General features: G+C 64.4%; 19 protein-coding genes. 13 read left to right on the top strand and 6 right to left on the bottom strand.

Annotated features, from left to right (window positions below; genetic code table 11):
- Positions 1–66 precede the first annotated feature (66 nt).
- From AC5QPF_RS02775 to AC5QPF_RS02740, 8 genes are all read left to right on the top strand, one after another.
- Positions 67–2,004: a putative nucleotidyltransferase substrate binding domain-containing protein gene (locus AC5QPF_RS02775; RefSeq protein ID WP_494961926.1), complete on the top strand. Its 1,938-nt coding sequence runs from the start codon at positions 67–69 to the stop codon at positions 2,002–2,004.
- A complete protein-coding gene (locus AC5QPF_RS02770) occupies positions 2,001–2,711 on the top strand; it encodes an exonuclease domain-containing protein (protein ID WP_494961925.1) in 711 nt (236 codons plus the stop codon). Before AC5QPF_RS02775 ends, AC5QPF_RS02770 begins: the two co-directional genes overlap by 4 nt.
- A 119-nt stretch (positions 2,712–2,830) precedes the next feature.
- Positions 2,831–3,349, top strand: coding sequence for an RNA polymerase sigma factor (locus tag AC5QPF_RS02765; RefSeq protein WP_494961924.1), 519 nt, complete (start codon positions 2,831–2,833; stop codon positions 3,347–3,349).
- The gene (locus AC5QPF_RS02760; protein WP_494961923.1) at positions 3,346–4,323 is read left to right on the top strand and encodes a FecR domain-containing protein; all 978 of its coding nucleotides are present in this window, start codon (positions 3,346–3,348) and stop codon (positions 4,321–4,323) included. The genes AC5QPF_RS02765 and AC5QPF_RS02760 overlap by 4 nt, the downstream gene beginning before the upstream one ends.
- A 186-nt stretch (positions 4,324–4,509) precedes the next feature.
- Positions 4,510–6,936, top strand: coding sequence for a TonB-dependent siderophore receptor (locus AC5QPF_RS02755; RefSeq protein WP_494961922.1), 2,427 nt, complete (start codon positions 4,510–4,512; stop codon positions 6,934–6,936).
- A gap of 6 nt (positions 6,937–6,942) precedes the next feature.
- On the top strand, positions 6,943–8,049 hold the full coding sequence (locus AC5QPF_RS02750) for a PepSY domain-containing protein (protein ID WP_494961921.1): 1,107 nt from the start codon (positions 6,943–6,945) through the stop codon (positions 8,047–8,049).
- A complete protein-coding gene (locus tag AC5QPF_RS02745; protein ID WP_494961920.1) occupies positions 8,046–8,201 on the top strand; it encodes a hypothetical protein in 156 nt (51 codons plus the stop codon). Before AC5QPF_RS02750 ends, AC5QPF_RS02745 begins: the two co-directional genes overlap by 4 nt.
- 105 nt (positions 8,202–8,306) lie before the next feature.
- Positions 8,307–8,894 carry a DUF2780 domain-containing protein gene (locus AC5QPF_RS02740; RefSeq protein WP_494961919.1) on the top strand — a complete coding sequence of 196 codons (588 nt, stop codon included), beginning with the start codon at positions 8,307–8,309 and terminating at the stop codon, positions 8,892–8,894.
- Here the strand turns inward: AC5QPF_RS02740 and yihG are convergent.
- Positions 8,886–9,773 (bottom strand): 1-acylglycerol-3-phosphate O-acyltransferase, YihG family, encoded by an 888-nt coding sequence (gene yihG / locus AC5QPF_RS02735; protein WP_494961918.1) that lies wholly within the window; start codon positions 9,771–9,773, stop codon positions 8,886–8,888. The two genes, AC5QPF_RS02740 and yihG, sit on opposite strands and share 9 nt — an antisense overlap.
- A gap of 178 nt (positions 9,774–9,951) precedes the next feature.
- Between yihG and rloA2 the strand changes: the two genes are divergently transcribed.
- The 4 genes from rloA2 (at position 9,952) to creD (ending at position 14,072) form a co-directional block, all read left to right on the top strand.
- Positions 9,952–10,449: a retropepsin-like aspartic peptidase RloA2 gene (rloA2, locus tag AC5QPF_RS02730; protein ID WP_494961917.1), complete on the top strand. Its 498-nt coding sequence runs from the start codon at positions 9,952–9,954 to the stop codon at positions 10,447–10,449.
- Positions 10,450–10,536: 87 nt separating this feature from the next.
- Positions 10,537–11,220, top strand: coding sequence for a two-component system response regulator CreB (gene creB / locus AC5QPF_RS02725; protein WP_494961916.1), 684 nt, complete (start codon positions 10,537–10,539; stop codon positions 11,218–11,220).
- Positions 11,220–12,653 carry a two-component system sensor histidine kinase CreC gene (gene creC / locus AC5QPF_RS02720; protein ID WP_494961915.1) on the top strand — a complete coding sequence of 478 codons (1,434 nt, stop codon included), beginning with the start codon at positions 11,220–11,222 and terminating at the stop codon, positions 12,651–12,653. The genes creB and creC overlap by 1 nt, the downstream gene beginning before the upstream one ends.
- Positions 12,654–12,740: 87 nt before the next feature.
- Complete coding sequence (creD, locus tag AC5QPF_RS02715; RefSeq protein WP_494961914.1) at positions 12,741–14,072, top strand: cell envelope integrity protein CreD; 1,332 nt, start codon at positions 12,741–12,743, stop codon at positions 14,070–14,072.
- A 199-nt stretch (positions 14,073–14,271) separates the two neighbouring features.
- Here the strand turns inward: creD and AC5QPF_RS02710 are convergent, their stop codons facing one another.
- The 5 genes from AC5QPF_RS02710 to aceE all read right to left on the bottom strand — a co-directional run bounded on the left by AC5QPF_RS02710 (position 14,272) and on the right by aceE (position 23,039).
- Positions 14,272–14,898 carry a glutathione S-transferase N-terminal domain-containing protein gene (locus AC5QPF_RS02710; protein ID WP_494961913.1) on the bottom strand — a complete coding sequence of 209 codons (627 nt, stop codon included), beginning with the start codon at positions 14,896–14,898 and terminating at the stop codon, positions 14,272–14,274.
- A 9-nt stretch (positions 14,899–14,907) separates the two neighbouring features.
- Positions 14,908–15,576: a peptide-methionine (S)-S-oxide reductase MsrA gene (gene msrA, locus AC5QPF_RS02705; RefSeq protein ID WP_494961912.1), complete on the bottom strand. Its 669-nt coding sequence runs from the start codon at positions 15,574–15,576 to the stop codon at positions 14,908–14,910.
- Positions 15,577–15,663: 87 nt separating this feature from the next.
- Positions 15,664–18,354, bottom strand: coding sequence for an EAL domain-containing protein (locus AC5QPF_RS02700; protein WP_494961911.1), 2,691 nt, complete (start codon positions 18,352–18,354; stop codon positions 15,664–15,666).
- Between the two features lie 370 nt (positions 18,355–18,724).
- Positions 18,725–20,380, bottom strand: coding sequence for a dihydrolipoyllysine-residue acetyltransferase (aceF, locus tag AC5QPF_RS02695; RefSeq protein ID WP_494961910.1), 1,656 nt, complete (start codon positions 20,378–20,380; stop codon positions 18,725–18,727).
- A 13-nt stretch (positions 20,381–20,393) separates the two neighbouring features.
- The gene (aceE, locus tag AC5QPF_RS02690; RefSeq protein WP_494961909.1) at positions 20,394–23,039 is read right to left on the bottom strand and encodes a pyruvate dehydrogenase (acetyl-transferring), homodimeric type; all 2,646 of its coding nucleotides are present in this window, start codon (positions 23,037–23,039) and stop codon (positions 20,394–20,396) included.
- Positions 23,040–23,422: 383 nt separating this feature from the next.
- Here aceE and glnE point away from each other — a divergent pair, with 383 nt between their 5' ends.
- Complete coding sequence (gene glnE, locus AC5QPF_RS02685; protein ID WP_494961908.1) at positions 23,423–26,356, top strand: bifunctional [glutamate--ammonia ligase]-adenylyl-L-tyrosine phosphorylase/[glutamate--ammonia-ligase] adenylyltransferase; 2,934 nt, start codon at positions 23,423–23,425, stop codon at positions 26,354–26,356.
- The last annotated feature ends 66 nt before the right edge of the window (positions 26,357–26,422 follow it).

Raw genomic sequence — 26,422 nt, 5'->3', positions numbered from 1 at the left:
CGGCCGACCATGGCGGGAATAACAACAATCGGTTTCGCTCCACGAAACCCAGAGACGGTGCCGCTGATGAGCAAAATGGACGCTTTCGACCAGGCCGGTAAAACCGCAGTCATGCAGAACATCCAGGGAACCATGCAGTTCCTGCAACGTTTCCCGCCGTTCAGCCAGATGGAAAACGCCCACCTGGCGTACCTGGTGGAACAGTGCCAGCTGCGCTTCTATGCCGCCGGGGACAGCATCATCAAGCCCGCCGACGGACCGGTGGAACACTTCTTCATCGTCAAGCAAGGTCGCGTGGTCGGCGAGCGTACCCATATGGTCAAGGGCGGTACCGAGACGACCTTCGAGATCGCTCGCGGCGAATGCTTTCCGCTGGCTGCCCTGCTCGGCGAACGGGCCACCCGCACCGAGCATATCGCTGGCGAAGACACCTTCTGCCTACAGTTGAACAAAGCGGCGTTCATCCGTCTGTTTGCCATTTCCGACGTGTTTCGAGATTTTTCCCTACGCGGGGTCAGCAGCCTGCTCGACCAGGTCAACCAGCAGGTCCAACGCCGCGCCGTGGAAACCCTCGGCAACCAGTACTCGCTGAACACCCGCCTCGGCGAACTGGCCATGCGCCATCCGGTAGTGTGCGATCCCGCTACCAGTCTGCGCGAGGCGGTACGGCTGATGGACGAAAGCCAGGTCGGCAGCATCGTCATCGTCGACGAACAACGCTTCCCGGTGGGTATCTTCACCCTGCGCGACCTGCGCCAGGTGGTGGCCCGCGCCGAGACCGACTTCGACTCGGCCGTATCCGGGCACATGACCGCCTCGCCGTTCTACCTGACGCCACAGGCCAGCGCCTTCGACGCCGCCATCGCCATGACCGAGCGGCATATTGCCCACGTCTGCCTGGTGGAAGACCGGCGCCTGTGCGGCGTAGTCTCCGAACGCGACCTGTTTTCCCTGCAACGGGTCAACCTGGTCCACTTGGCCCGCACCATCCGCAGCGCGCCGCGCCTGGACAATCTGGTAGCAATGCGTGGCGAGATCGGCCAACTGGTCGAGCGCATGCTTGCCCATGGCGCCTCATCGACTCAGATCACCCATATCATCACCCTGCTCAACGACCACACCGTGTGCCGGGTGATCGAACTGGCGATCGCGGAAAAAGGCGACCCCGGCGTGCCCTTTACCTGGCTGTGCTTCGGCAGCGAAGGCCGCCGCGAACAGACCCTGCACACCGACCAGGACAACGGCATCCTCTTCGAGGCCAGGGACGCGGCGGAAGCCGCCGAGATCCGCGGCCGCCTGCTACCCCTGGCGCAGCACATCAACCAGGGCCTGGCGCAGTGCGGCTTCAGCCTGTGCAAGGGCAACATCATGGCCGGCAACCCGGAGCTGTGCCTGTCTCGTGCCGAATGGGCGCGACGCTTCGCCGCCTTCATCCGCGAGGCGACGCCGGAGAACCTGCTGGCCTCGAGCATCTACTTCGACCTGCGGGTGGTCTGGGGCGACGATCAGGGCTGCGAGCAACTGCGCCAGAGCATCCTCGACCAGGTCGCCGACAACCGCCTGTTCCAGCGCATGATGGCGGACAACGCGCTACGCCAGAAACCGCCGGTGGGACGCTTCCGCGAGTTCGTGCTGACCCGCAGCGGCAACGACAAGGCCGCTACCCTCGACCTCAAGGTCCAGGGCCTGACCCCCTTCGTCGACGGCGCGCGGCTGCTGGCCCTGGCCAATGGCATCAGCGCCAACAACACCCTGGAGCGCCTGCGCCAACTGGTGGAAAAGGAAGTCATCGACCCGCTGGACGGTGGTGCCTTCGAAGAGGCCTACCATTTCATCCAGCAGACCCGCATGCAGCAGCACCAGATCCAGACCCGGCAGAACCTGCCCTACTCAAACCGCGTCGACCCGGACAACCTCAACGACCTCGACCGACGCATCCTGCGTGAATCCCTGCGTCAGGCCCAGCGCCTGCAAAGCAGCCTGGCCCTGCGGTATCAACTATGAGTCTGTTTGCCTGGCTGCGTCCCAGCCAACCCGAGCTTGCCGAAGACCAGCGCCAGCGCCTGGAAGGGCTGGCCCCCGCACCGACCTGGAGCGATCTGCCGTTGCGCCAGCAGCGCTGGGTGGTGCTGGACCTGGAAACCAGCGGCCTCAACCTCAACCGCGACCAGGTGCTGTCCATTGGCGCAGTGGTGATCGAGGACGGCGCCCTCGATTTCAGCCAGCAGTTCGAGCGTACCCTGCACCGCCATGACCACAAGCTCGCCCCCAGCACGCTGATCCACGGCCTCGCGCCCAGCGCCATCGCCGCCGGTTGCGACCCGGCGGAGGCGCTGCTGGACCTGATGGACTTCATCGGCGACAGCCCGCTGCTGGCGTTCCACGCCGGCTTCGACCAGCGCATGCTCGCCCGCGCACTCAAGGACAGCCTTGGCTACAAGCTGCAGCACCCGTTCATGGATGTGGCCGAACTGGCACCACTGCTGAACCCCGATGTGGTCATGCGCGATGCCGGCCTGGACGACTGGGTCAACCATTTCGGCCTGTTGGTGGAAGAACGTCACAACGCCAGCGCCGATGCCCAGGTCACCGCCGAACTGGCGCTGATCCTGTTCCGCCAGGCCCAGCGCCAGTTGCTGGACAGCCCCAGGGCGCTGGAGCAGCGCCTGCAAGGTTGGCGTCGCAAGCGCCAACAGAGCCACGGCTTGTAATACCTTTCCCGGAAAGACCCACGAGTAATCCGATGAGCGTTAATTGCACAGTGCCACGTGCTCTGACACAATCGCGAATAATTCTCGTTAGTTAACACTTTCTTTTTCCGGGGAACGCCTTGTCGTCGGTACCAAGCCCTCACAACGAGCTGGTTGGCGCGCTGTATCGCGATCACCGCGGCTGGCTGCTGACCTGGTTGCGCCGCAACCTCGCCAGCGCCGAACGCGCCGAAGACCTGAGCCAGGACACCTTCGTGCGCCTGCTCGGTCGCGACGAGTTGCCGGCACCGCGCCAGCCGCGGGCGTTCCTTCTCGCCGTGGCCAAAGGCCTGCTGTTCGACCACTTCCGCCGCACCGCGCTGGAACAGGCCTACCTGGAAGAACTGCTGCTGGTGCCGGAGGCCGAACAGCCATCGCCGGAAGCCCTGCACCTGATCCTCGAAGACCTCAAGGCCATCGACCGCCTGCTCGGCAAGCTGTCGAGCAAGGCCCGCACGGCGTTCCTGCATAATCGCCTGGACGGCATGACCCACGCGGAAATCGCCGAGAAACTCGACGTTTCCGTACCGCGGGTGCGCCAGTACCTGGCCCAGGGCATGCGCCAGTGCTACATCGCGCTGTATGGCGAGCCGACATGAGTTCCATGAATTCCAGCCCGGTGTCCGCCCAGGTCCTCGATGCCGCGATCAACTGGCAACTGTGCCTCGATTGCGGCAGTGGCAGCGCCCAGGAACGTGCCGAATTCGAACGCTGGCACGCCGCTAATGAAGAACACGCCCGCGCCTGGTCACAACTGGGCATGCTCGACCAACGCTTTGCAACGGCAGCCGGTCCTGCACGCAAGGCCTTGCAGCAATCCCGCGTCGGCCTGCGCCAACGGGTGCGCAAGCTCGGTGGCGGGCTGGCCAGCCTGGCCATTGTGGTTGGCCTGTTCGGCTGGATGAATGCACACCAGAGCCTCGGCTACTGGTTCGCCGACCAGCGCACCGCCACCGGCGAGACCCGCAGCCTGCGCCTCGACGACGGTACGCTGATCAGCCTCAACACCCATTCCGCGGTGGATATCCGCTACAGCGCCAAGGAGCGCCTGATCGTCCTGCATGACGGCGAGATTTCCATCGAGACCGGTCACAAGGACAACGACGCCCGGCCGTTCATCGTCACCACCGGGGATGGCCGCATGCGAGCGCTGGGCACGCGCTTCCTGGTGCGCCTGGAAGACGAAGGAACGCGCCTGAGCGTGCTGCAGTCGGCGGTGGCGGCCAAGCCACAGGAAAGCGGTGATGAACAGGTGCTGCACGAAGGCCAGCAGGTACTGATGAGCCATGACCGGCTCGGCCGCGTCGACAAGCTGGGGGTCGGCGCCGATGCCTGGACCCGCGGCATGCTGGTGGTGGACAACGTTCGCCTGGGCGACCTGGTGGAGGAACTGGGTCGCTATCGCAGCGGTTACCTGGGGGTGGCGCCAGAAGTCTCCGACCTGCGGATTACCGGCAGTTTCCCGCTGCACGACACCGACCTGGCGTTGCAATCGCTGCTGCCGACCTTGCCGGTGCAGGTGCAGCAGCGCACGCCGTGGTGGGTGACCGTGGTGGCTCGCACCGAGAAATAGGTGTTGCCCTTGAGGGCCTCATCGCGGGTGAACCCGCTCCCACAAGGAGCGCGTACACCCGCGATGAGGCCCTTGGAATCCATCACCGGAAATCTAAATCAAAAATATTTTCACTAACCCCTATCACTTTTCCACTCTCGCTCGGCATGGAGGCTAGTTAGCACAAAATTCCCGTCGAGGACCCGCATGACCCGCTCAATCGAAAGCTTCCTGCGTCCAAGCCTGCTGGCTATGGCCATCGCCATCGCTGCCCCCTTGGCCAGCACCCAACTGATCGCCGCCGAAGCACGCAGCTACAACCTGCCCGCCGCCCCCCTGGCCAGCACCCTCAACCAGATCGCCAGCCAGGCCGGCATCGCCCTGGCCCTCGATCCAGCCCTGGCCAACGGTCGCACCTCGGCACCGGTGAACGGTCAGTACGACGCGATCGGTGCGTTGCAGCAGGCACTGCGTGGTACCGGTTTGCAACTGCAGCAGAGCAGTGCTGGCACCTACAGCCTGATCGCCGCTCCGAACGACAGCGTTGCGCTGCCGGAAACCAACGTCAACGCCACCGGTAGCTATGAAACCGCCTGGGGCGCCGTGGACGGCTACACCGCGACCCGCAGCGCCGCCGGGACCAAGACCGACACCGCCATTGCCGAGATTCCTCGCTCGATGACCGTGGTCACCCGCCAGCAGATGGAAGACCGCCCGGTCCTCAACCTCAACGACGCCCTGCGCTACGCCGCCGGCGTGCAGAGCAGCGGCTACGGCTCCGACTCGCGCAGTGACTGGCTGCTGGTCCGCGGCTTCGAGCCGACCCAGTTCCTCGACGGCCTGCCGCTGCCACGCGGCAACTACGCCACGCCGAAGATCGAAACCTGGAACCTCGAGCGCGTCGCCGTGCTGCGCGGCCCGGCCTCCTCCGTCTATGGCCAGACGCCACCAGGCGGCCTGGTGGACATGGTCACCCGCCGCCCTCAGGCCGAAAGCGCCAATGAGATCGAAGTGCAGGTCGGCAGCAACGAACACAAGCAGATCAACTTCGACAGCACCGGCAAGATCGACGACCAGGGCCAGTTCCTCTATCGCCTGAGCGGCACCGTCCGCGACAGCGGCTCGCCGATCGATCACGTTCCAGACAAGCGCTACAACCTGGCGCCGAGCGTTACCTGGAACATCAACGACGACACCAAACTGACCTTCATCTCGCAGTTCACCCGCGACGATACCGGCATCACCGGTCAGTTCCTGCCACTGCAAGGCACCAAGCTGGACAGCGCGGCGGGCAAGATTTCCCACCACAAGAACCTTGGTGATCCGGACTGGGAATCCTACGACCGCACCTACTACGCACTGGGCTACGCCTTCGAGACCCGCCTCAACGACATGTGGCAGTTCCGCCAGAACCTGCGTTACACCCGTAACGAGCTGGACTTCAAGGGCATCACCGCCGGCGGCATGATCTGGCCGGCAGGCCCTGACGAGGCCGTGCTGCCCGATGGCACCGTCAGCCGCACCGCCGGGATCGTCGAGGAAGACATCAGCCAGTTCGCCGTGGACAACAACTTCCAGGCCGACTTCCAGACCGGCGTGGTCAGCCACACCCTGCTGCTCGGCCTCGACCACCAGCGCTCCACCGCCGACGCGCGCTGGCGCTGGGGCTCGGCCGGCGTGCCGAGCAGCAATATCCATCGGCCGATCTACGGACAGGACTTCTCCAGCGTCCAGTACTTCGACATGTATGACTACAACCAGAAGATCCAGCAGACCGGTCTCTACGTGCAGGATCAGATGGCCCTGGACAACTGGCGACTGACCCTCGGCGGTCGCGAGGACTGGGTGCACAACGGCACCACCTTCCACAACATGGGCGATGCCACCACCACCCAGCGTGACAAGAAGTTCAGCGGTAACGCAGCGTTGAGCTATGTGTTCGACAACGGCATCACCCCGTACATCTCCTATGCCGAGTCCTTCCAGCCGGCGATCGGTACACAGGTCTCCAGCACCAGCGCGTTCAAACCCACCGAGGGCAAACAGTACGAACTGGGCATCAAGTACCAGCCGCCGGGCAGCAAGACCCTGCTAACCGCGGCCGTGTTCGACCTTACCCAGAAAAACCTCTCGGTGACCGAAGCCAACATCACTCGCCAGGTGGGTGAGGTACGCAACCGCGGTCTGGAACTGGAAGCCACCAGCGACGTAACCGAAAGCCTCAAGCTGGTCGCCTCGTACACCTACAACGACAGCGAGATCATCAAGGGTAACGACGGCGAGAAAGGCAACCGTCTCAAGCAGGTGCCACGCAACCAGGCTACCGCCTGGGCGGACTACACCTTGCGCAGTGGTCCTCTCGACGGCTTCGGCGTCGGTGCTGGCGTGCGCTACGTAGGCGACACCTACGGCAACACCACCAACACCGATTGGGGCCATGTCGGTTCCTACACCGTCTACGATGCCTCGGTGCACTACGACCTGGGCCGCGTGAACAGCAGTCTGAAAGGCGTGACCGTCGCCGTGGATGCGAAGAACCTGTTCAACAAGGACTACCTGTCCACCTGTGACGGCTACTACTGCTACTACGGTGACGAGCGCAATGTGGTGGCCAGCGTGAACTACAAGTTCTAAGCCGGGATGAAGAGCAAGACCATCCGCCGCTGGTCCGCGATCCACACCTGGACCAGCCTCATCTGCACCCTGTTCCTGCTGCTCCTGGCAGTGACAGGGCTGCCGCTGATCTTCCATCACGAGATCGACCATCTGCTGGGCGACGCGCCCGAGCTCAAGGTCATGCCCGCCGACACACCGAAGCTGGACCTTCAGCAGCTTGTCCTGAAAGCTCAGGCCCACCGTCCGGGCGAGGTGATGCAGTACTTCGGCTGGGACGAGGATAACGCCAACGGCGTGGTGGCCATCATGGCCGCCACCGCTGGTACCGAGCCCAACTCTTCGCACACCTTCATGCTCGACGCACGCACCGGCGAGGCGGTGGAGATGCCGTCGGCCAACGGCGGCTTCATGATGGTCATGCTGCGCCTGCACGTGGACATGTTCGCCGGCCTGCCGGGCAAGCTGCTGTTGGCCTTCATGGGCGTGCTGTTCGTCGTGGCGATCATCTCAGGGGTGGTGCTGTACGCGCCGTTCATGCGCCGGCTGGACTTCGCCACGGTGCGCCATGACAAGTCGCGGCGCCTGCGCTGGCTCGATCTGCACAACCTGATCGGCATCGTCACCCTGACCTGGGCGCTGGTGGTGGGGGTGACCGGGGTGATCAGTGCGCTGTCCGACCTGGTCATTGCCGCCTGGCGCAACGAGAGCCTCACGGCGATGATCGCACCCTACCGCGATGCGCCACCGCTGACCGAGCTGGCCCCGGTCAGCCGGGTGCTGGATATCGCTGCCGGGGCGGCGCCGGGCATGCAGCCGGACTTTATCGCCTTCCCCGGCACGCGCTTCTCCAGCGAGCATCACTATGCGGTGTTCATGAAGGGCAACACGCACCTGACCTCGCACCTGCTGACGCCGGTGCTGATCGATGCCAGCAACCTGCAGGTCACCGCCGTGGGCGAGCGCCCCTGGTACATGGATGCCATGGGCCTGTCGGGGCCGCTGCACTTCGGCGACTACGGCGGGCGGCCGATGCAGATCCTCTGGGCGGTGCTGGATGTACTGACCATCGTCGTGCTCGGCAGTGGCTTGTATCTGTGGTGGGTGCGCCGACGGACGGAGGCGAGCCGATGAACTGGAAGGTGTTCGGCATGCCGCTGCTGATCGGGGTGCTGGGCGCAGCGGGGTTGTTCGCTGCGCTCCTCGGGGATGGCTGGTGGGATGCGCTGTCCTGGGTCGGGCTGGGATTGCCGGCCTGGTATGGGATCCGCGGTTTCTTCCGATAGAGCGACGCTCAACCTGTGGGAGCGTAGGCCCCGGGAACATTCCCCCCGAAATCCACTCCAACACCTCGTTTTCCCTGCCTTTCACGGCTGACGAGGTTCCTCCCCATGAAACGTTTTGCCCTGGTCACCCTGGTGGCCCTGGCCGCCAGTTCGGCCTTTGCTTTCAACCTCAACGACGCCGCCAACGCCGTCTCCGCCATGCAAGGCCAGTCGGACAAAGCACCGGTGCAGGCTCCCGCCGCCTCGGCCAACCTGCTCAACACCCTGGGCAAGGACCTGAACATCACTCCAGAGCAGGCCATCGGCGGCACCGGCGCCCTGCTCGGCCTGGCGCGCAACCAGTTGAGCAGCGGCGACTACGCGCAACTGAGCAAGGCCGTACCGGGCCTGGACATGCTTTCCGGCGACAACGCCCTGGGCGGGCTGGCGGGATTGGGTGATCTGCTCGGCAAGAGCGGTGAGTCGTCAGCCCTGAGCAATGCCCTGGGCGGCAATGTGAAGAACAGCGCGGACCTGAGCAACGCCTTCAGCGCGCTGGGCATGCAGGACGGCATGATCGCCCGCTTCGCCCCGCTGATCCTCCAGTACCTCGGCCAGCAGGGCGTGGCCGCGTCGTTGCTGCAGAACCTTTCGGGCATCTGGGGCAATGGCGTCACCGCACCTCTCGCCCCGACGCCGCATTCGTCAGTTTAGTTCGCCGCGCAGTCGCTCGATCCGCGCGTCCTTGTCCTGCCACAACTGGTTGACCCAGGCCTGCACGGCCTGGCGCACCGCCGGGTCGGTCTCGTAGTCGCCGGCCCACAGCGCCGGGTCCAGATCGCGCACTTCGATATCAACGATTACCCGCGGAATCGATCCGCTGACCAGGTCCCAGAAACCCGGCGCCTTGTTGCCCGGATAGACGATGGTCACGTCCAGCAGCGCATCCAGCTGCTCGCCCAGCGCCGCCAGCACGAAGGCCACGCCGCCGGCCTTGGGCTTGAGCAGGTGCTGGTACGGCGAGCCCTGGGCCTGACGCTTGGCCTGGGAGAAACGGGTGCCTTCCAGGTAATTGACCACGGTCACCGGCTGGCGCTTGAACAGCTCGCAGGCGGCCTTGGTAATGGCCAGGTCCTGGCCCTTGAGGTGCGGGTTCTTGTCCAGGAAAGCCTTGCTGTAGCGCTTCATGAACGGATAATCCAGCGCCCACCAGGCCAGGCCCAGCAGCGGCACCCAGATCAGTTCCTTCTTGAGGAAGAACTTGAAGAACGGGATCTTGCGGTTGAGCACCTGGATCAGCGCCGGGATGTCCACCCAGGTCTGGTGGTTGCTGACGCACAGGTAGGACGTGTCCAGACGCAGGCCGGCATTGCCGCGCACGTCCCAGACCGTGGGGATGCACAGGGCGAAGATCAGCTTGTCGATCTCGGCCCAGGTCTCGGCGATCCACATCACCGCCCACGATGCGTAATCGCGGTAGCGGCCAGGCAGGACCAGCTTGAGCAGGGCGAAGACCATCAGCGGCCCGATCAGGACCAGCGTGTTGAGCAACAGCAACAGGGTGACAAAACTGCCGGTGAGCAGGCGACGCATAAATCCACTCTTATTGTGGGAAAACAGTCGGCCATTTTAAGCAGCCGGGTGCGGAACACCAAACGCCACGGGCATACGGTCACAGACAAATGTTTCACATTGTGTGCACTACCCTGTCTTGCCGAACCAACAGCCGAACGGCAGTCTAATCCCCTGTCTTTCCCCAGGAAGCCTTCCCTTGAAACCACTGATCGCCCTGCTCGGCCTGCTGTCACTGCCGGTGATGGCCGCCGAACCGACCCTCTACGGTCGCTATGAATACATTGCCGTATCCGACATCGGCGAGACCTTCAAGGCCAAGATGGACACCGGCGCCCTCACCGCCTCGCTGTCGGCGAAGAACATCGAACAGTTCACCCGCAACGGCGAGGACTGGGTGCGCTTCCGCCTGGCGACCAAGGACGCCGACGACAAGGTCTATGAGCACAAGCTGGCGCGCATCAGCAAGATCAAGAGCCGTGCCGACGAAGACGAGGAAGAGAACCTCGACCCCACGCACCGTCCGGTGATCGAGCTGGAGCTGTGCCTGGGCGACGTCAAACGCACTGTCGAGGTCAACCTCACCGACCGCAGTAACTTCAACTACCCGCTGCTGATCGGCGCCAAGGCCCTGCGCGAATTCGGCGCCGCGGTAAACCCGGCCCGCCGCTTCACCGCCGGAAAGCCGGGCTGCTAAGGCAGCGGCAAGTTCCAAGCCATAAGCTGCAAGCAAAGGCGGATCGCTTACACTTGCAGCTTTCCACTTATAGCTTGTAGCTGCTTTATGCCGCATATCCTCATCGTTGAAGACGAAGCCGCCATCGCCGACACCCTGATCTTCGCCCTCCAGGGCGAAGGTCACAGCACCGAGTGGGTGACCCTCGGCCATGCCGCGCTGGAACGCCAGCGCCAGCAGCCGGCGGACCTGGTGATCCTCGATATCGGCCTGCCGGACATCAGCGGCTTCGAGACCTGCCGCCAGCTGCGCCGCTTCAGCGAGGTACCGGTGATGTTCCTCAGCGCCCGTGATGGCGAGATCGACCGGGTGGTGGGCCTGGAGATCGGCGCCGACGACTACGTGGTCAAGCCGTTCAGCCCGCGCGAGGTAGCGGCCCGGGTGCGTGCCATCCTCAAGCGCATGACGCCGCACGCTACCGCCAGCGTGAGCACCGGCACGCCGTTCAATCTCGACACCCTGCGCATGCAGATCCACTACCGCGAACAGCTGCTCAACCTCACCCGTCACGAATTCCGCCTGCTGCAATGCCTGCTGGAACAGCCGGAGCGGGTGTTCAGCCGCGAGCAATTGCTGGATGCCGTGGGCGTGTCCGCCGATGCCGGCTACGAGCGCACCATCGACAGCCATATCAAGAGCCTGCGCGCCAAGCTGCGCGGGGTCGCCGCCGACGCCGAGCCGATCCAGACCCACCGCGGCCTGGGCTACAGCTACAACCCGGCGCTCAGCTGATGCGCCTGGGCATCCGCATCTTCCTGGTGTACTTCCTGTTCGTCGGGCTGACCGCCTGGTTCGTCCTCAACACCGTGCGCGAACAGGTGCGCCCGGCGGTGCGCCAGTCCACCGAGGAAACCCTGGTGGACACCGCCAACCTGCTGGCCGAGATCCTGCGCGACCAAGTCAAGGCCGGCACCCTGGCCCAGAGCGACCTGCCCGATCTGCTCAAGGCCTACGGCCAGCGCCGGCCCAATGCGGATATCTGGGGCCTGGCCAAGACCGAGGTGAACCACCGTATCTACGTCACCGACGCCAGGGGCATCGTCCTCCTCGATTCCGCCGGCGACGCCGTGGGCCAGGACTACTCGCGCTGGAACGACGTCTACCTGACCCTGCGCGGCCAGTACGGCGCGCGCTCGACCCGCAGCGACCAGAACGACCCGGACTCCTCGGTGATGCACGTGGCCGCGCCGATCCGCGATCGCCAACAGGTGATAGGCGTAGTCACCGTGGCCAAGCCCAACCGCTCGTTGCAGCCCTATGTCGACCGTTCGGAACAGCGCCTGATCAACCTCGGTATCGGCCTGATCGTGCTGGGTTTACTGGTGGGTGCGGCGTTGTCCTGGTGGCTGGCGCGCTCGTTGCGGCGCCTGACCCGCTACGCCCAGGCGGTCAGCGCCGGCGAGCGGGTGGCCCTGCCGCATTACCGCGGCGGCGAGCTGGCGGTACTGGCGGCGGCGGTGGAGCGCATGCGCAGCCGCCTGGAAGGCAAGGACTATGTCGAACGCTACGTGCACACCCTGACCCACGAACTGAAAAGCCCGCTGGCGGCAATCCGCGGCGCCAGCGAGCTGTTGCAGGGGCCGATGAGCGACGAGCAGCGCCAGCGCTTCGCCGGCAATATCGAGAACGAAAGCGCACGCATGCAGCAATTGATCGAACGCCTGCTGGGCCTGGCCCAGGTCGAGCAGCGCCAGGGCCTGGAAGAGCAGCAACAGGTGGCGCTGGCGGCGATGATCGATGAGTTGCTGCTGGCCCGCAGCGTGCGTATCGAGAGCGCCGCCCTGCAGGTCCGCCAGCGCGTGCCGGCCCTGGCGCGGCTGCACTGTGAGCCGTTCCTGATGCGCCAGGCCATCGGCAACCTGTTGGAGAACGCCCTCGACTTCACCCCGCCTGGCGGTCTGCTGGTGTTCGAACTGGAGCACGAGGCGCAACGTGTGGCCCTGAGCCTGTACAACCAGGGCGAAGCGATTCCCGACTACGCCCTCGGCCGTCTCAGCGAGCGCTTCTACTCGCTGCCGCGCCCCGGCAGCGGGCGCAAGAGCACCGGCCTGGGCCTGAACTTCGTCGAGGAAGTGGTGCAACTGCACGGCGGTTCGCTGGAGATCGCCAATGTCGAGGACGGCGTGCGCGTGCGCCTGTGGTTGCCGGCTAGCCGGTTGAGCTGAGTTTCTCCACACAATCTCCACATTCGCTCCCGAGGCGCTCCATACAGCCTCGGCAGACTGGGCTCCTTCTCAAGCGGAGCCCTTTCCATGAACAAGAACCTGAGTCTCAAACTCGGCACCATCGCCCTGCTGGTGGTGGCCTTGCTGATACCGCTGCTGATGATCGGCGGCCTGATCGACGAGCGGCAATCCCTGCGCGACAGCGTGGTCGACGACATCGCCCAGAGCTCCGCCAATGCCCAGCAGATCAGCGGGCCGCTGCTGGTGGTGCCGTACAGCAGGTACGAGCGGGTGTGGAAGGTGCAGGACGGCAAGAGCTTCCAGGAAACCCGCATGAAGCATGGCTTCCTGACCTTCCTCCCGGAGACCTTCGTTCTCGACGGCACGGCCAGCACCGAGCTGCGCTCCCGGGGCATCTACGAGGCGCGGCTGTTCCATGCCAGCAGCCATGTCAGCGGCCAGTTCAAGATACCGGCCCATTGGGGGATCAAGGATGACCTCGACGACTACCGCTTCGACACGCCATTCATCGCCGTGGGCATCAGCGATATCCGCGGTATCCAGAACGGCCTGAAGCTGCAGGTCAACGGCCGCACCCTGGATTTCGCCGCGGGCAGCAAGCTGGACTGGCTAGGCGGCGGCGTGCACGCTCTGCTCGGCGAGCTCGACCGCAGCAGTGAGCTGCGCCTGGACTACGCCTACGACCTCAACCTGCAAGGCACCGGCCAGCTCTACATCCTGCCGGTAGGCCGCGACAGCAGCGTAACCCTGGCCGCCAACTGGCCACACCCGAGCTTCATCGGCAACGCCCTGCCCAGCAACCGCGAGATCGACGACAAGGGCTTCAAGGCCCACTGGCAGACCTCGTTCTTCTCCACCAACCTGGAAGAGATCCTGGCCCGCTGCGTCGACACCGTCACCTGCGAGGACTACCGCGCACGGGCCTTCGGCGTGAGCTTCGTCGATCCGGTGGACCAGTACCTGAAGAGCGAGCGGGCGATCAAGTACGCGCTGTTGTTCATCGCTCTGACCTTTGCCGGTTTCTTCCTCTTCGAGGTGCTGCGTGATCTGAGCGTGCACCCGATCCAGTACGCCCTGGTCGGCGCGGCGCTGGCGCTGTTCTATCTGTTGCTGCTGTCGTTGTCGGAGCATATCGGCTTCGGGCTGGCGTACCTGGTGTCGGCGGGGGGCTGCGTGGGGTTGATTGGTTTCTACCTGTGCCATGTGCTGCACAGTTTTGTACGCGGACTGGGTTTCGCAGTGGGGTTGGCGGTGTTGTATGCGCTGCTCTACGGGCTGTTGAGCGCCGAGGACTATGCGTTGCTGATGGGGGCGTTGCTGCTGTTCGCGCTGCTGGGGGTGTTCATGGTGCTGACGCGGCGGCTGGACTGGTACCGGGCCGGGCAGGTGCGGGTATGAGCGGGCTGAGGGAGGACCGCGAGTTTGGAGAGGAGCTGGTAAGGGGAATCAGGATCTTGTGGAGGACTGAGGTTTTTGTGGGGGCTGTCAGTCAGTCATCGCTGGCAAGCCAGCTCCCACAGGGTCCACAGTGTGCCCCGACATCGAGAACACCACAAAACCTTGTGGAAGCTGGCTTGCCAGCGATGAGCCCCTGAAGTCAGACCGGAGCGGTCGCCTTCATCGACTCCCGCTGACTGACCTCGGCATACCATGCCGCCAGCTTCGGCTGCCGCTCGCGCCAGCCGAAGTCGGGCATGCGCAGGTCGATGTAGCCCAGGGCACAGGCGACGCCAATCGCCGCGACGTCGAAGGCCGAGGCGATCTCGGCCAGGTGGTTGTCCTCAAGATCCGCCAGCGCCCGGCGGATCTTCTCCGACTGCGCCTCGGTCCACTCATCCCAGCGCTTCTCTTCCGGCCGCAGGAAGGTCTCGTAGCGAGTCAGTACCGCCGCATCCATGATCGCGTCGGCCTGCGAGGCCAGGGTCAGGCGCCGCCAGCGCGCCGATCCTTCACGGGGAATCAACGGATTGCCGACATGCTGGTGATCGAGGAAGTCGACGATCACACGGCTATCGTGCAGCACGGTGCCGTCCTCCAGGCGCAACGCCGGCAGCTTGCCTGCCGGGTTGCCCTGGTTGAGGTCGGCGTCCGGGCTGACCGGGCTGACATTGACCGCTTGCAGTGCGACCCGGTCGGTCTGGCCAGTCTCATGCAGTGCAACCCGCACCTTGCGCACGAAGGGCGACAGCGGGGAAAAGAACAGGATCATGCTCGGCGTAGCCATGGTAGCTCCTCAGTTACCTTGCAGGCTGGGCGGCAAGCAGACGCCGGTACCGCCGATGCCGCAGTAGCCATCGGGATTCTTCGCCAGGTATTGCTGATGGTAGGCCTCGGCGAAGTACACGGTCGGTGCCTGGGCGATCTCGGTGGTGATCTCGCCAAAGCCGGACTTGGCCAGCTCGGCCTGGTACTGGTCTCGGCTTTCCTCGGCTTCCTGCAACTGCTGTGGCGAGGTGCAGTAGATCGCCGAACGGTACTGGGTGCCAATGTCATTGCCCTGGCGCATGCCCTGGGTCGGGTTGTGCAGTTCCCAGAACATCGCCAGCAGCTCGCGGTAGCTGACCTTGTCCTTGTCGAACACCACCAGCACGACTTCGGTGTGGCCGGTCAGGCCCGAGCAGACTTCTTCGTAGGTCGGGTTCGGGGTGATGCCACCGGCATAGCCGACCACGGTGCTGATCACGCCTTCACGCTGCCAGAAGCGCCGCTCGGCGCCCCAGAAGCAACCCAGGCCGAAGATGGCGAAGTCCACGGCGCTTTCGAAGAAAGGCCCGAGCAGCGGCGTCTCGGTGAAGACGAAATGCTTTTCCGGCAGCGGCATCGGGGTTTCGCGGCCAGGCAGTGCCTGTTCCGCGGTAGGCAGGACGTTTTTATTCACGAGAATCTCCGAACGCAGGACCATTACCCATTCCTCTTGTCAGGCAGGCGGCATCGCACGCGATGCCTTCATTGGGATAGACCGGTAGTGTGCCCGAGTGTTGCGTGGCTGTCAGGCGGTCGGGAAACGCGGATAGCGCTTGAGCTTGTCGACCAGCTCGTCGCCCGGGATCGGCTTGTCGAACAGGTAGCCCTGGCCAACGTCGCAGCGGTGCCGGCGCAGGAACGCCAGTTGCTCGGCGGTCTCGATGCCTTCGGCGACCACCTTGAGCTTGAGGTTGTGGGCCATGGCCACCACCGCCGAGGTGATCTCCATGTCGTCCTGGTTGTCCGGGATCTCGTTGATGAAACTGCGGTCGATCTTGATGATGTCGATCGGGAATTTCTTCAGGTAGCTCAGCGACGAATAGCCGGTGCCGAAATCGTCCATGGCCAGGGTCAGGCCCAGTTGCTTGAGCTGGTCGAGCTGGCGCCGGGTGTCTTCGGTGGCTTCCAGCAGCAGGCCTTCGGTCAGTTCCAGTTCCAGCAGGTGCGGCGGCAGCGCCTCTTCCTGGAGGATGTTGGCGATCGAGGCGACCAGGTCCGGGTCAGAGAACTGCTTGGGCGACAGGTTGATCGCCACCTGCAGGTTGCCCATGCCCTCCTCCGCCAGTTGCTGGCTCATGCGGCACGCCTGGCGCGCCACCCACTTGCCGATGGGGATGATCAGGCCGGTTTCTTCAGCGACGCTGATGAATTGGTCCGGGCGGATCATGCCCTTCTCAGGATGGTTCCAGCGCAGCAGCGCTTCCAGGCCCAGCAGGCGCCCGGTGCGCAGGCACAGCTTGGGCTGGTAGAACACCTGCAGTTCGTTCTGCGCCAGGGCGCGGCGCAGGTTGTTCTCGACGAACAGCTTGTAGCTGGCCTCGGCGTTGAGCGCCTCGGTGAACACCTGGACCTGGTGCTTGCCGTTGGCCTTTGCCTTGTGCAGGGCGAGACCTGCGTTCTTCATCAGGGTCTGCGGGTCGCGGCCATGCAGCGGCGCGCAGGCCAGGCCGACAGAGCCGGTGACGTTGATCAACTGGTTGTCGACGAACATCGGCTTGTCGAGGGTGGCGAGCAACTGCAGAGCGATCTGCTGGCCGCTTTCCAGATCGGTGTTGTCCAGCAGCACGGCGAATTCGTTACTGGCGAAGCGCGCCAGGCTGCCGCCGGGACTGAGGCTGTTGCGCAGGCGCCGGGCCAGGCTGACCAGGAGCTTGTCGCCGGTCTGATGGCCGAGGCTGTCGTTGATTCGCTTGAAATTGTCGATGTCCACCAACAGCAGACAGATCGGCGTGTCGCTGTCGCGAGCGAAGCGCTCATCAAGGTTGCGGATGAATGCCGGGCGGTTGCCCAGGCCGGTCAGGTTGTCGGTGTACGCCAGGCGCTCGATGCGCTGCTGGGCCAGCTTGGTCTGGGTGATGTCTTCGTAGATGCCGATGTAGTGGGTCAACTCTCGGTTGTCGCCATACACCTTGGAAATCGACAGCTGGCCCCAGTAGGGTTCGAGGTTCTTGCGCCGGCTCTTGAACTCGCCCTGCCAACTGTTGCCCATGGCGAGGCTGGACTCGTCGAACAGCAGTTCGCTGAGGTTCTCCAGGGCCGACAGCTCGGACAGGCGATGGCCCTGCACTTCCTCGGAGCTGTACTGGGTGATCGCGGTGAAGCTCGGGTTGACGTACTCCACCACGCCGTCGCGGTTGACCAGCAGGAAGGCGTTGGCGCTCTGCTCCACTGCACGCTGGAACAGGTGCAGGGCGCTGGTGGCAGCGCGACGGTTGTGATTGTTGATGACCTGGGCGAACTGGTCGGCCAGTTCGCCGGCGAAAGCGATCTCATCGGCCTGCCACGCCCGCGGGCTGCCGCCGTGTTCGAGGCAGAGCACGCCAATCACCTGACCGTCGACGCGGATGCTGGCGTCGAGCATGGCGATCACGTCGCGCGGGCGCAGGCTCTCGGTGATGTCACGGGTGCGCGGGTCGTGGCTGGCGTTGTGCGCGTCGATGGCGCGGCTGCTGTGCAGGGCTTCGAGATAGTCCGGGAACAGGCTCGCGTCGATGGGCTTGGGCATCCGGTATTCGCGGGTCTCGCGATAGAACGCGGAGATCGGCTCCAGGCGCTGTCCTTCGAGGTACCACAGGCTGGCGCATTCGATCTTGTAGATTTCGCAAGCGCTGCGGGTGATCAGCTCGGCGGCTTCCTGCAGCGAGTTGCTGACGCTGTAGCGGTGCCGCGCGAGATGCAGGATCAGGTCCTGCTGGGCGCGCACGCGCTCCAGATGTTCGAGTTGCTCCTGCTGCGCCTGCTGGTTCAGCTTGAGGGCGATCTGCAGACGGCTGTTGCGGGTTTCCAGGTCTTCGGCGCTGAGCTCGGGGCTGATGCCTTCCTGCTCGTCCAGCACCAGCAGGTAGCCGCGCAGCAACTGACGGTTGTGTTGCTTGTAGGCTTCGCCCAGCTCAAGCAAGTTCAGGGGGCCGTTGCTGGTGTGCAGGGTGTAGCGACTGACGTAGTGATTGCCCACTGCCAGTTGCGCCTGGATGGCGTCATGCAGCTTGTAGCGGGCCTCCGGCTCCATGAGGCTGGCGTAGGGCGAACCCACCAGGGCACAGAGTTCCACGGCCGGCAGGCCGAACTGGCGTTCGCAGCCTGGATCGAGAAAGAGCATCGCCCAGCTCGCTTCGTTCAGCCGCTCGAAACGCAGCATGCCGAGCCGTGATGGCACCGGTAACTGCGTCACTACCTCGGCCGCCGGACGGCTGGCAGCATCGGTTTGGCTCTTCATGGGAAGCTCGCTCGAATAAGACTGATGGCACGGGCTTGGCACTTTGCTATGCACGTTCGGGCAAGGTTGCATCATGCGCCGGAGGCTGACAAGCAAATGGTTTGATGCTGGTTTGATCTATGTCGGCCTGGCGCTGCTTTTCTTCAACGATCTAGCCGACGCCGCGGCCCCTGTGGGAGCGGGTTCACCCGCGATGGCGGCAGTGGATTCACCATCGCAATCGCGGGTGAACCCGCTCCCACAGGGTCTGCAGCGTCCTTTTTCCAGGCAAAAAAAAGCCCCGCCAGATGACGGGGTTGAGGTACGAGCGTGGCAGCTCGAAAAGGGTGCGCCAGCCCCGCCCGGCAGGGCGAGACTGGCTGGACAGCAATTACAGCAGCATGGTGCGGATGTCGCCCAGCACGTCGCCCAGACGCTTGGTGAAGCGGGCGGCGGCGGCGCCGTTGATCACGCGGTGATCGTAGGACAGCGACAGCGGCAGCATCAGCTTCGGCTGGAAGGCCTTGCCATCCCAGACTGGCTGCATGGTGGCCTTGGAGACACCAAGGATCGCCACTTCCGGCGCGTTGACGATCGGCGTAAAGCCGGTGCCGCCAATGTGGCCGAGACTGGAGATGGTGAAGCAGGCACCCTGCATGTCGTCTGCGGAGAGCTTCTTGGTCCGGGCTTTTTCAGCCAGGGCAGCCGCTTCCGCCGCCAGTTGCAGCAGGCTCTTCTGGTCGACGTTCTTGATCACAGGGACCAGCAGACCATCCGGGGTGTCCACGGCGAAGCCGATGTGCACGTATTTCTTGCGAATGATCGCCTTGCCGCTTGGCGCCAGCGAGCTGTTGAAGTCCGGCAGTTCCTTGAGCAGGAAGGCGCAGGCTTTCAGCAGCAGTGGCAGCACGGTCAGCTTGACGCCAGCCTTCTCGGCCACGGCTTTCTGCGCAACGCGGAAGGCTTCCAGCTCGGTGATGTCGGCGGAGTCGAACTGGGTCACGTGCGGCACGTTCAGCCAGCTGCGGTGCAGGTTGGCGGCACCGACCTGCATCAGGCGGGTCAGGGCCACTTCTTCCACTTCACCGAACTTGCTGAAGTCGACAGCCGGGATCGGCGGGATGCCTGCGCCACCGGTAGCGCCGCCAGCGGCAGGTGCTTCCTTGGCCTTCTGCATCATGGCCTTGACGTAGACCTGCACGTCTTCCTTCAGCACGCGGCCGTGAGGACCGGTCGGCGACACAGCACTCAGCTCGACGCCGAACTCGCGGGCCAGTTGGCGAACAGCGGGACCTGCGTGAACCTTGGCACCGCTAGGTGCAGGCGCCGCAGCCGGAGCAGCAGCGGCTGGAGCCGGCGCGGCAGCAGCAGGGGCCGGAGCAGCGGCAGCAGGTGCAGCAGCCGGTGCAGCCGCGGCAGGCGCCGGAGCAGCAGGTGCAGCAGGTGCAGCAGGTGCAGCACCCGCCACTTTCAGTTTCAGGATCAGGTCACCGGTGCCGACTTCGTCGTCCAGTTTCGCGATCACGGCTTCGACCACGCCAGCAGCAGGCGACGGGATCTCCATGGAGGCCTTGTCGGACTCCAGGGTGATCAGCGACTGGTCGGCTTCGACGGTGTCGCCGGCCTTGACCAGCACTTCGATGATCTTGGCCTTGCCCGACGAACCGATGTCCGGCACGTGGATGTCCTGGACGCTGGCGGCAGCCGGTGCGGCTGGCGCAGCAGCAGGAGCCGGGGCAGCTGCTGCCGGTGCGGCGGCAGGCGCGGCAGCGGCAGGAGCGGCGGCAGGTGCCTCAGGCGCCGCGGCAGCGGCACCCTCGACTTCCAGTTCCAGCAGTTCGTCGCCTTCTTTCAGGCGGTCGCCCAGCTTGACCTTCAGCGACTTGATCACACCGGCCTTGGGGGCCGGGATCTCCATGGAGGCCTTGTCGGACTCCAGGGTCAGCAGGCTCTGGTCTGCTTCGATACGGTCACCGACCTTGACGAACAGCTCGATGATTTCACCTTCACCGCTGCCGATGTCAGGTACGCGAATGAGTTCGCTCACTTAAAAATACTCCTCAGCAGTCCAGTGGGTTGCGCTTGTCCGGGTCGATGCCGAACTTGACGATGGCATCAGCCACCACCTTCGGTTCGATTTCGCCACGGTCAGCCAGGGCTTCCAGGGCAGCCAGCACGACGAAGTGACGGTCGACTTCGAAGAAGTGACGCAGCTTCTTGCGGCTGTCGCTGCGACCGAAGCCATCGGTACCCAGGACCTTGAACTCTTTGCTCGGTACCCACTGGCGAATCTGTTCGGCGAACAGCTTCATGTAGTCGGTGGAGGCGATGACCGGGCCCTTACGGCCAGCCAGGCACTCTTCGACGTAGGTGACCTGTGGTTTCTGACCCGGCTTCAGGCGGTTGCTGCGCTCCACGGCCAGGCCGTCGCGGCGCAGTTCGTTGAAGCTGGTGACGGACCAGACGTCGGCACCGATGTTGAACTCGTCGCGCAGGATCTTCGCCGCTTCGCGGACTTCGCGCAGGATGGTGCCCGAGCCCAGCAGTTGGACGTGGTGTGCGGCGTCGCGGGTGTCTTCTTCGAGCAGGTACATGCCCTTGATGATGCCTTCCTCGGCACCGGCCGGAATGGCTGGCTGGGTGTAGGCTTCGTTCATCACGGTGATGTAGTAGAAGACGTCCTGTTGCTCTTCGGTCATCTTCTTCATGCCGTCCTGGATGATCACCGCCAGCTCGTAGCCGTAGGTCGGATCATAGGTGCGGCAGTTCGGGATGGTCGCCGCCAGCATGTGGCTGTGACCGTCTTCGTGCTGCAGGCCTTCACCGTTCAGGGTGGTACGGCCGGCGGTACCGCCGATCAGGAAGCCGCGGGTACGGCTGTCGCCGGCAGCCCAGGCCAGGTCGCCGATACGCTGGAAGCCGAACATCGAGTAGAAGATATAGAACGGCAGCATCGGCTGGTTGTGGTTCGAGTACGAAGTACCGGCAGCGATGAAGGAGGACATGGCGCCCGCTTCGTTGATGCCTTCCTCGAGGATCTGGCCCTTCTTGTCTTCGCGGTAGAACATCACCTGGTCTTTATCGACTGGCTCGTAGAGCTGGCCGACGGACGAGTAGATGCCCAACTGGCGGAACATGCCTTCCATACCGAAGGTACGGGCTTCGTCCGGGATGATCGGAACGATGCGCTGGCCGATTTCCTTGTCCTTGACCAGCTGCGCCAGGATGCGCACGAAGGCCATGGTGGTGGAGATTTCGCGGTCGCCCGAGCCGTCCAGGATCGCCTTCAGGGTTTCCAGTGGCGGCGTCGGGATGCTGATCGACTTGCTGCGGCGCTGCGGGACGAAACCGCCCAGTGCCGCGCGGCGCTCGGCCAGGTAGCGAGCTTCGGCGCTGCCTTCTTCAGGCTTGAAGAACGGCAGGTTTTCCAGCTCTTCGTCCTTGACCGGGATGTCGAAGCGGTCACGGAAGTGGCGCAGGCTGTCGACGTCGACCTTCTTGGTGTTGTGCGCGGTGTTCTTGGCTTCGCCAGCACCGGTGCCGTAGCCCTTGATGGTCTTGGCCAGGATGACGGTCGGCTGCTCTTTGTGGTTGACCGCCTGGTGGTAGGCCGCATAGACCTTGTACGGGTCGTGGCCGCCACGGTTGAGCTTCCAGATCTCGTCGTCGGACAGGTCGGCGACCATGGCCTTGAGCTCTGGAGTGTTGAAGAAATGCTCACGGACGAACGCGCCGTCCTTGGCCTTGTAGTTCTGGTACTCGCCGTCGATGACTTCGTCCATGCGGCGCTGCAGGATACCGTCGGTGTCCTTGGCCAGCAGTGGGTCCCAGAAGCGGCCCCAGACCACCTTGTTGACGTTCCAGCCACCACCACGGAACACGCCTTCGAGTTCCTGGATGATCTTGCCGTTACCGCGAACCGGGCCGTCGAGGCGCTGCAGGTTGCAGTTGATGACGAAGATCAGGTTGTCCAGCTTCTCGCGGCCGGCCAGGGCGATCGCGCCCAGGGATTCCGGCTCGTCGCACTCGCCGTCGCCCATGAAGCACCAGACTTTCTGCTTGCCGGCAGGGATGTAGCCGCGGGCTTCCAGGTACTTCATGAAGCGCGCCTGGTAGATCGCCTGGATCGGACCCAGGCCCATGGAAACGGTCGGGAACTGCCAGAAGTCAGGCATCAGCCATGGGTGCGGGTAGGACGACAGGCCGTTGCCATCGACTTCCTGACGGAAGTTGTTCATCTGGTCTTCGCTGATGCGACCTTCCATGAAGGCGCGGGCGTAGACGCCTGGCGAGGCGTGGCCCTGGAAGAAGATCAGGTCGCCGCCGTGCTCTTCGGTCGGAGCCTGGAAGAAGTAGTTGAAGCCGATGTCATACAAGGTGGCGCTAGAGGCGAACGAAGAAATGTGGCCGCCCAGGTCCGAGTCCTTCAGGTTGGTGCGCATTACCATGGCCAGCGCGTTCCAGCGCACCAGGGAGCGAATGCGGCGTTCCATGAACAGGTCGCCAGGCATGCGTGCTTCGTGGGTGACTGGAATGGTGTTGCGGTATGGCGTGGTGATTGCGTACGGCAGCTGCGAACCACTGCGGGTGGCCAGCTCGCCCATACGGGTCATCAGGTAGTGAGCGCGGTCTTCGCCTTCTTTGTCGAGGACCGACTCCAGGGCGTCCAGCCATTCCTGGGTTTCGACGGGATCGAGGTCTTGCATGGCTTGCTCCAGGGCGGAAAGGCTTCCAGAATCGGTTGCCTGAAGTTTGCGACTGGCCTTTTGGGCAGACGACATGAATTCTTGGATTACCGGAGGTAGTCCCGGCGGCGTGTAGTTTTACTACAAATCGTTCGTCATTACATGCCTTCGACTGAAAAAAGCAGTAGTAAAACTACATCGGAACGACGTCCGGCCATCCATTGGCTTGTGAGATAAAACGATACCGGCGATGAAAAACCGGTTACGAAAAGGTCTGCTGTGATGTTTCCTGCCAAAAAAACCGGATTTGCAGCTATTTCCAACTTTTGTACGACAGTCCAACCCGGGTCGCGTTCCGCCCGCCTCGTCACCGCCTGCCTTTTCCCGCGGATCAAGGATAGACCATGAGCCTGCCTTCGCTGGTCCAACTGCCAGAAACCCTGAAAGCCACTGCCCTCAATAATGAACAGGCCCTGCGCGATGCCGTGGCGGCCTTCGACGGCCTCACCCTGGACGACTGGGACAGCGAGCGCTGGAGCGCTTTCGCCCGGGTCTCGGCGGCCAGCGTGTTCGTCGTCGAACAGAGCCTGCGCGACCCGGCGATGCTCCTCGACCTGGCCGCCAGCGGCGACCTTGACCGGCGCTTCGCCCCCGGCGAGCTGTGCGCACAACTGGCTGCTGCGGCAACCGCCGCCAGCACCGAGGACGAACTGGCGCGCAACCTGCGCCGCCAGCGCAACCGCCACCAGGTGCGCATCATCTGGCGTGACGTGACCCGCCAGGCCGATCTGGTCGAAACCTGCCGCGACCTCTCCGACATGGCCGACGCGGCCATCGACCAGGCCTACCAATGGCTGTACCCGCGCCTTTGCGAGCAATTCGGCACGCCCACCGGTCACCGCAGCGGCCTGCCGCAGCACATGGTGGTGCTGGGCATGGGCAAGCTCGGCGCGGTGGAACTCAACCTGTCCTCGGACATCGACCTCATCTTCGCCTTCCCCGAAGGCGGCGAGACCGTCGGGGTCAAGCGTCCACTGGAGAACCAGGAATTCTTCACCCGCCTCGGCCAACGGCTGATCAAGGCGCTGGACCCGATCACCGTCGACGGTTTCGTCTTCCGCGTCGACATGCGCCTGCGCCCCTACGGTTCGTCCGGTGCTCTGGTCCTGAGCTTCAACGCCCTGGAGCAGTACTACCAGGACCAGGGCCGCGACTGGGAACGCTACGCCATGATCAAGGCCCGCGTGGTGGCCGGCGACCAGGCGGCCGGCGCGCAACTGCAGGAGATGCTGCGACCGTTCGTCTACCGCCGCTACCTGGACTTCTCTGCCATCGAGGCGCTGCGCACCATGAAGCAGCTGATCCAGCAGGAAGTGCGGCGCAAGGGCATGTCCGAGAACATCAAGCTCGGCGCCGGCGGCATCCGCGAGGTGGAGTTCATCGCCCAGGCCTTCCAACTGATCCACGGTGGCCGCGACCTGAGCCTGCAACAGCGCCCCCTCCTTAAAGTGCTGGCGACCCTGGAAGGCCAGGGCTACCTGCCCGCTGCGGTGATCGCCGAGCTGCGCGAAGGCTACGAATTCCTGCGCTACACCGAACACGCGATCCAGGCCATCGGCGACCGCCAGACCCAGATGCTGCCGGATGGCGACCTGGACCGCGCGCGCATCGCCTTCATGCTCGGCTTCCCCGACTGGGATGCCTTCCACGCCCAACTGATGCACTGGCGCGGGCGTATCGACTGGCACTTCCGCCAGGTCATCGCCGACCCGGATGAAGAAGAAGGCGAAGGCGAAGTGGTGGTCGGCGGCGAATGGCTGCCGCTCTGGGAAGAAGCCCAGGACGAAGAAGCCGCCTGCCGCCAGCTGGAAGACGCCGGTTTCCGCGACGCCGCGCGGGCCTTGAAGCTGCTTGCCGGCCTGCGTTCCAGCCCTCAGCTGCGGGCCATGCAGCGCCTCGGCCGCGAACGCCTCGATGCCTTTATTCCGCGCCTGCTGGCCCAGGCCGTGGAGCACGACGATCCGGACCTGGTGCTGGAGCGGGTGCTGCCGCTAGTGGAAGCCGTAGCCCGCCGCTCCGCCTACCTGGTGCTGCTCACCGAAAACCCCGGCGCCCTGCGCCGCCTGCTCACCCTGTGCGCCGCCAGCCCGTGGATCGCCGAGCAGATCGCCCGCTTCCCGCTGCTGCTCGACGAACTCCTTAATGAAAGTCGCCTGTTCAGCCCGCCGAAGGCACCGGAACTGGCCGCCGAGCTGCGCGAGCGCCTGACCCGCATCCCCGAGGACGACCTGGAACAGCAGATGGAGGCCCTGCGTCACTTCAAGCTGGCCCACAGCCTGCGCGTCGCCGCCTCGGAAATCGCCGGCAGCCTGCCACTGATGAAGGTCAGCGACTACCTGACCTGGCTCGCTGAAGCCATCCTCAACCAGGTCCTGGCCCTGGCCTGGCGCCAGACCGTGGCCCGCCACGGCCGCCCGCAGCGCAGCGACGGCAGCCCCTGCGATCCGGGCTTCATCATCGTCGGCTACGGCAAGGTCGGTGGCCTCGAACTGGGCCACGGCTCCGACCTGGACCTGGTCTTCATCCACGACGGCGACCCGCAGGCCGAGACCGACGGCGCCAAGCCGATCGACAGCGCGCAGTTCTTCACCCGCCTGGGCCAGCGCATCATCCACCTGCTGACCACCCAGACCAACTCCGGTCAGCTCTACGACGTCGACATGCGCCTGCGCCCGTCCGGCGCCTCGGGGCTGCTGGTCAGCTCAGTGGGCGCGTTCGAGCGCTACCAGCAGAACGAAGCCTGGACCTGGGAACACCAGGCACTGGTCCGCGCCCGGGTGCTGGTGGGCTGCGAACAGGTCGGCGCGGCCTTCGAGGACGTGCGTGCGCGGGTCCTCGGCAAACAGCGCGACCTGGACGCCCTGCGCGTCGAAGTCAGCGACATGCGGGCCAAGATGCGCGACAACCTGGGCAGCAAATCCACCGCCGCCGGCACTGCGAGCAATGCCTATGACGCCGGCGTTCCCTTCGATATCAAGCAGGATGCCGGTGGTATCGTCGATATTGAATTTATGGTGCAATACGCCGCGCTCGCCTGGTCCCACACCCATCCGGCGCTGCTGCGCTACACCGACAACATCCGCATCCTCGAAGGTCTCGAGGAAGCCGGGCTGATGCCCGCCAGCGATGCCGTGCTGCTGCGCGAGGTGTACAAGGCGTTCCGCTCCGCCGCGCACCGCCAAGCCTTGCAGAAACAGGCCGGGGTGATCGATGCGGCGCAATTCGCCACGGAACGCCGCGAAGTACGGCGCATCTGGGGTGAACTGGGACTGAGCTGAACGCGGAACTGAAACACGTGCGGATCCGGGCGGCAGGAAGCCAGCCGGCAACCGCCTACACTCAAG

The sequence above is a fragment of the Pseudomonas sp. Con_6 genome (assembly GCF_059379395.1).
Note: the sequence above shows the minus strand (reverse complement) of the source record. Positions and strands in the feature narration are given on the sequence as shown.

Bases quoted from the DNA above. Each gene is read 5' to 3' on its own strand.
- AC5QPF_RS02770 (WP_494961925.1), top strand. From the start codon at position 2,001: ATGAGTCTGTTTGCCTGGCTGCGTCCCAGCCAACCCGAGCTTGCCGAA.
- AC5QPF_RS02745 (WP_494961920.1), top strand. From the start codon at position 8,046: ATGAACTGGAAGGTGTTCGGCATGCCGCTGCTGATCGGGGTGCTGGGC.
- AC5QPF_RS02750 (WP_494961921.1), top strand. From the start codon at position 6,943: ATGAAGAGCAAGACCATCCGCCGCTGGTCCGCGATCCACACCTGGACC.
- aceE (WP_494961909.1), bottom strand. From the start codon at position 23,039: ATGCAAGACCTCGATCCCGTCGAAACCCAGGAATGGCTGGACGCCCTG.
- creC (WP_494961915.1), top strand. From the start codon at position 11,220: ATGCGCCTGGGCATCCGCATCTTCCTGGTGTACTTCCTGTTCGTCGGG.
- creD (WP_494961914.1), top strand. From the start codon at position 12,741: ATGAACAAGAACCTGAGTCTCAAACTCGGCACCATCGCCCTGCTGGTG.
- AC5QPF_RS02760 (WP_494961923.1), top strand. From the start codon at position 3,346: ATGAGTTCCATGAATTCCAGCCCGGTGTCCGCCCAGGTCCTCGATGCC.
- yihG (WP_494961918.1), bottom strand. From the start codon at position 9,773: ATGCGTCGCCTGCTCACCGGCAGTTTTGTCACCCTGTTGCTGTTGCTC.
- glnE (WP_494961908.1), top strand. From the start codon at position 23,423: ATGAGCCTGCCTTCGCTGGTCCAACTGCCAGAAACCCTGAAAGCCACT.
- msrA (WP_494961912.1), bottom strand. From the start codon at position 15,576: ATGGTCCTGCGTTCGGAGATTCTCGTGAATAAAAACGTCCTGCCTACC.
- AC5QPF_RS02755 (WP_494961922.1), top strand. From the start codon at position 4,510: ATGACCCGCTCAATCGAAAGCTTCCTGCGTCCAAGCCTGCTGGCTATG.
- AC5QPF_RS02700 (WP_494961911.1), bottom strand. From the start codon at position 18,354: ATGAAGAGCCAAACCGATGCTGCCAGCCGTCCGGCGGCCGAGGTAGTG.
- AC5QPF_RS02775 (WP_494961926.1), top strand. From the start codon at position 67: ATGAGCAAAATGGACGCTTTCGACCAGGCCGGTAAAACCGCAGTCATG.
- AC5QPF_RS02710 (WP_494961913.1), bottom strand. From the start codon at position 14,898: ATGGCTACGCCGAGCATGATCCTGTTCTTTTCCCCGCTGTCGCCCTTC.
- AC5QPF_RS02740 (WP_494961919.1), top strand. From the start codon at position 8,307: ATGAAACGTTTTGCCCTGGTCACCCTGGTGGCCCTGGCCGCCAGTTCG.
- creB (WP_494961916.1), top strand. From the start codon at position 10,537: ATGCCGCATATCCTCATCGTTGAAGACGAAGCCGCCATCGCCGACACC.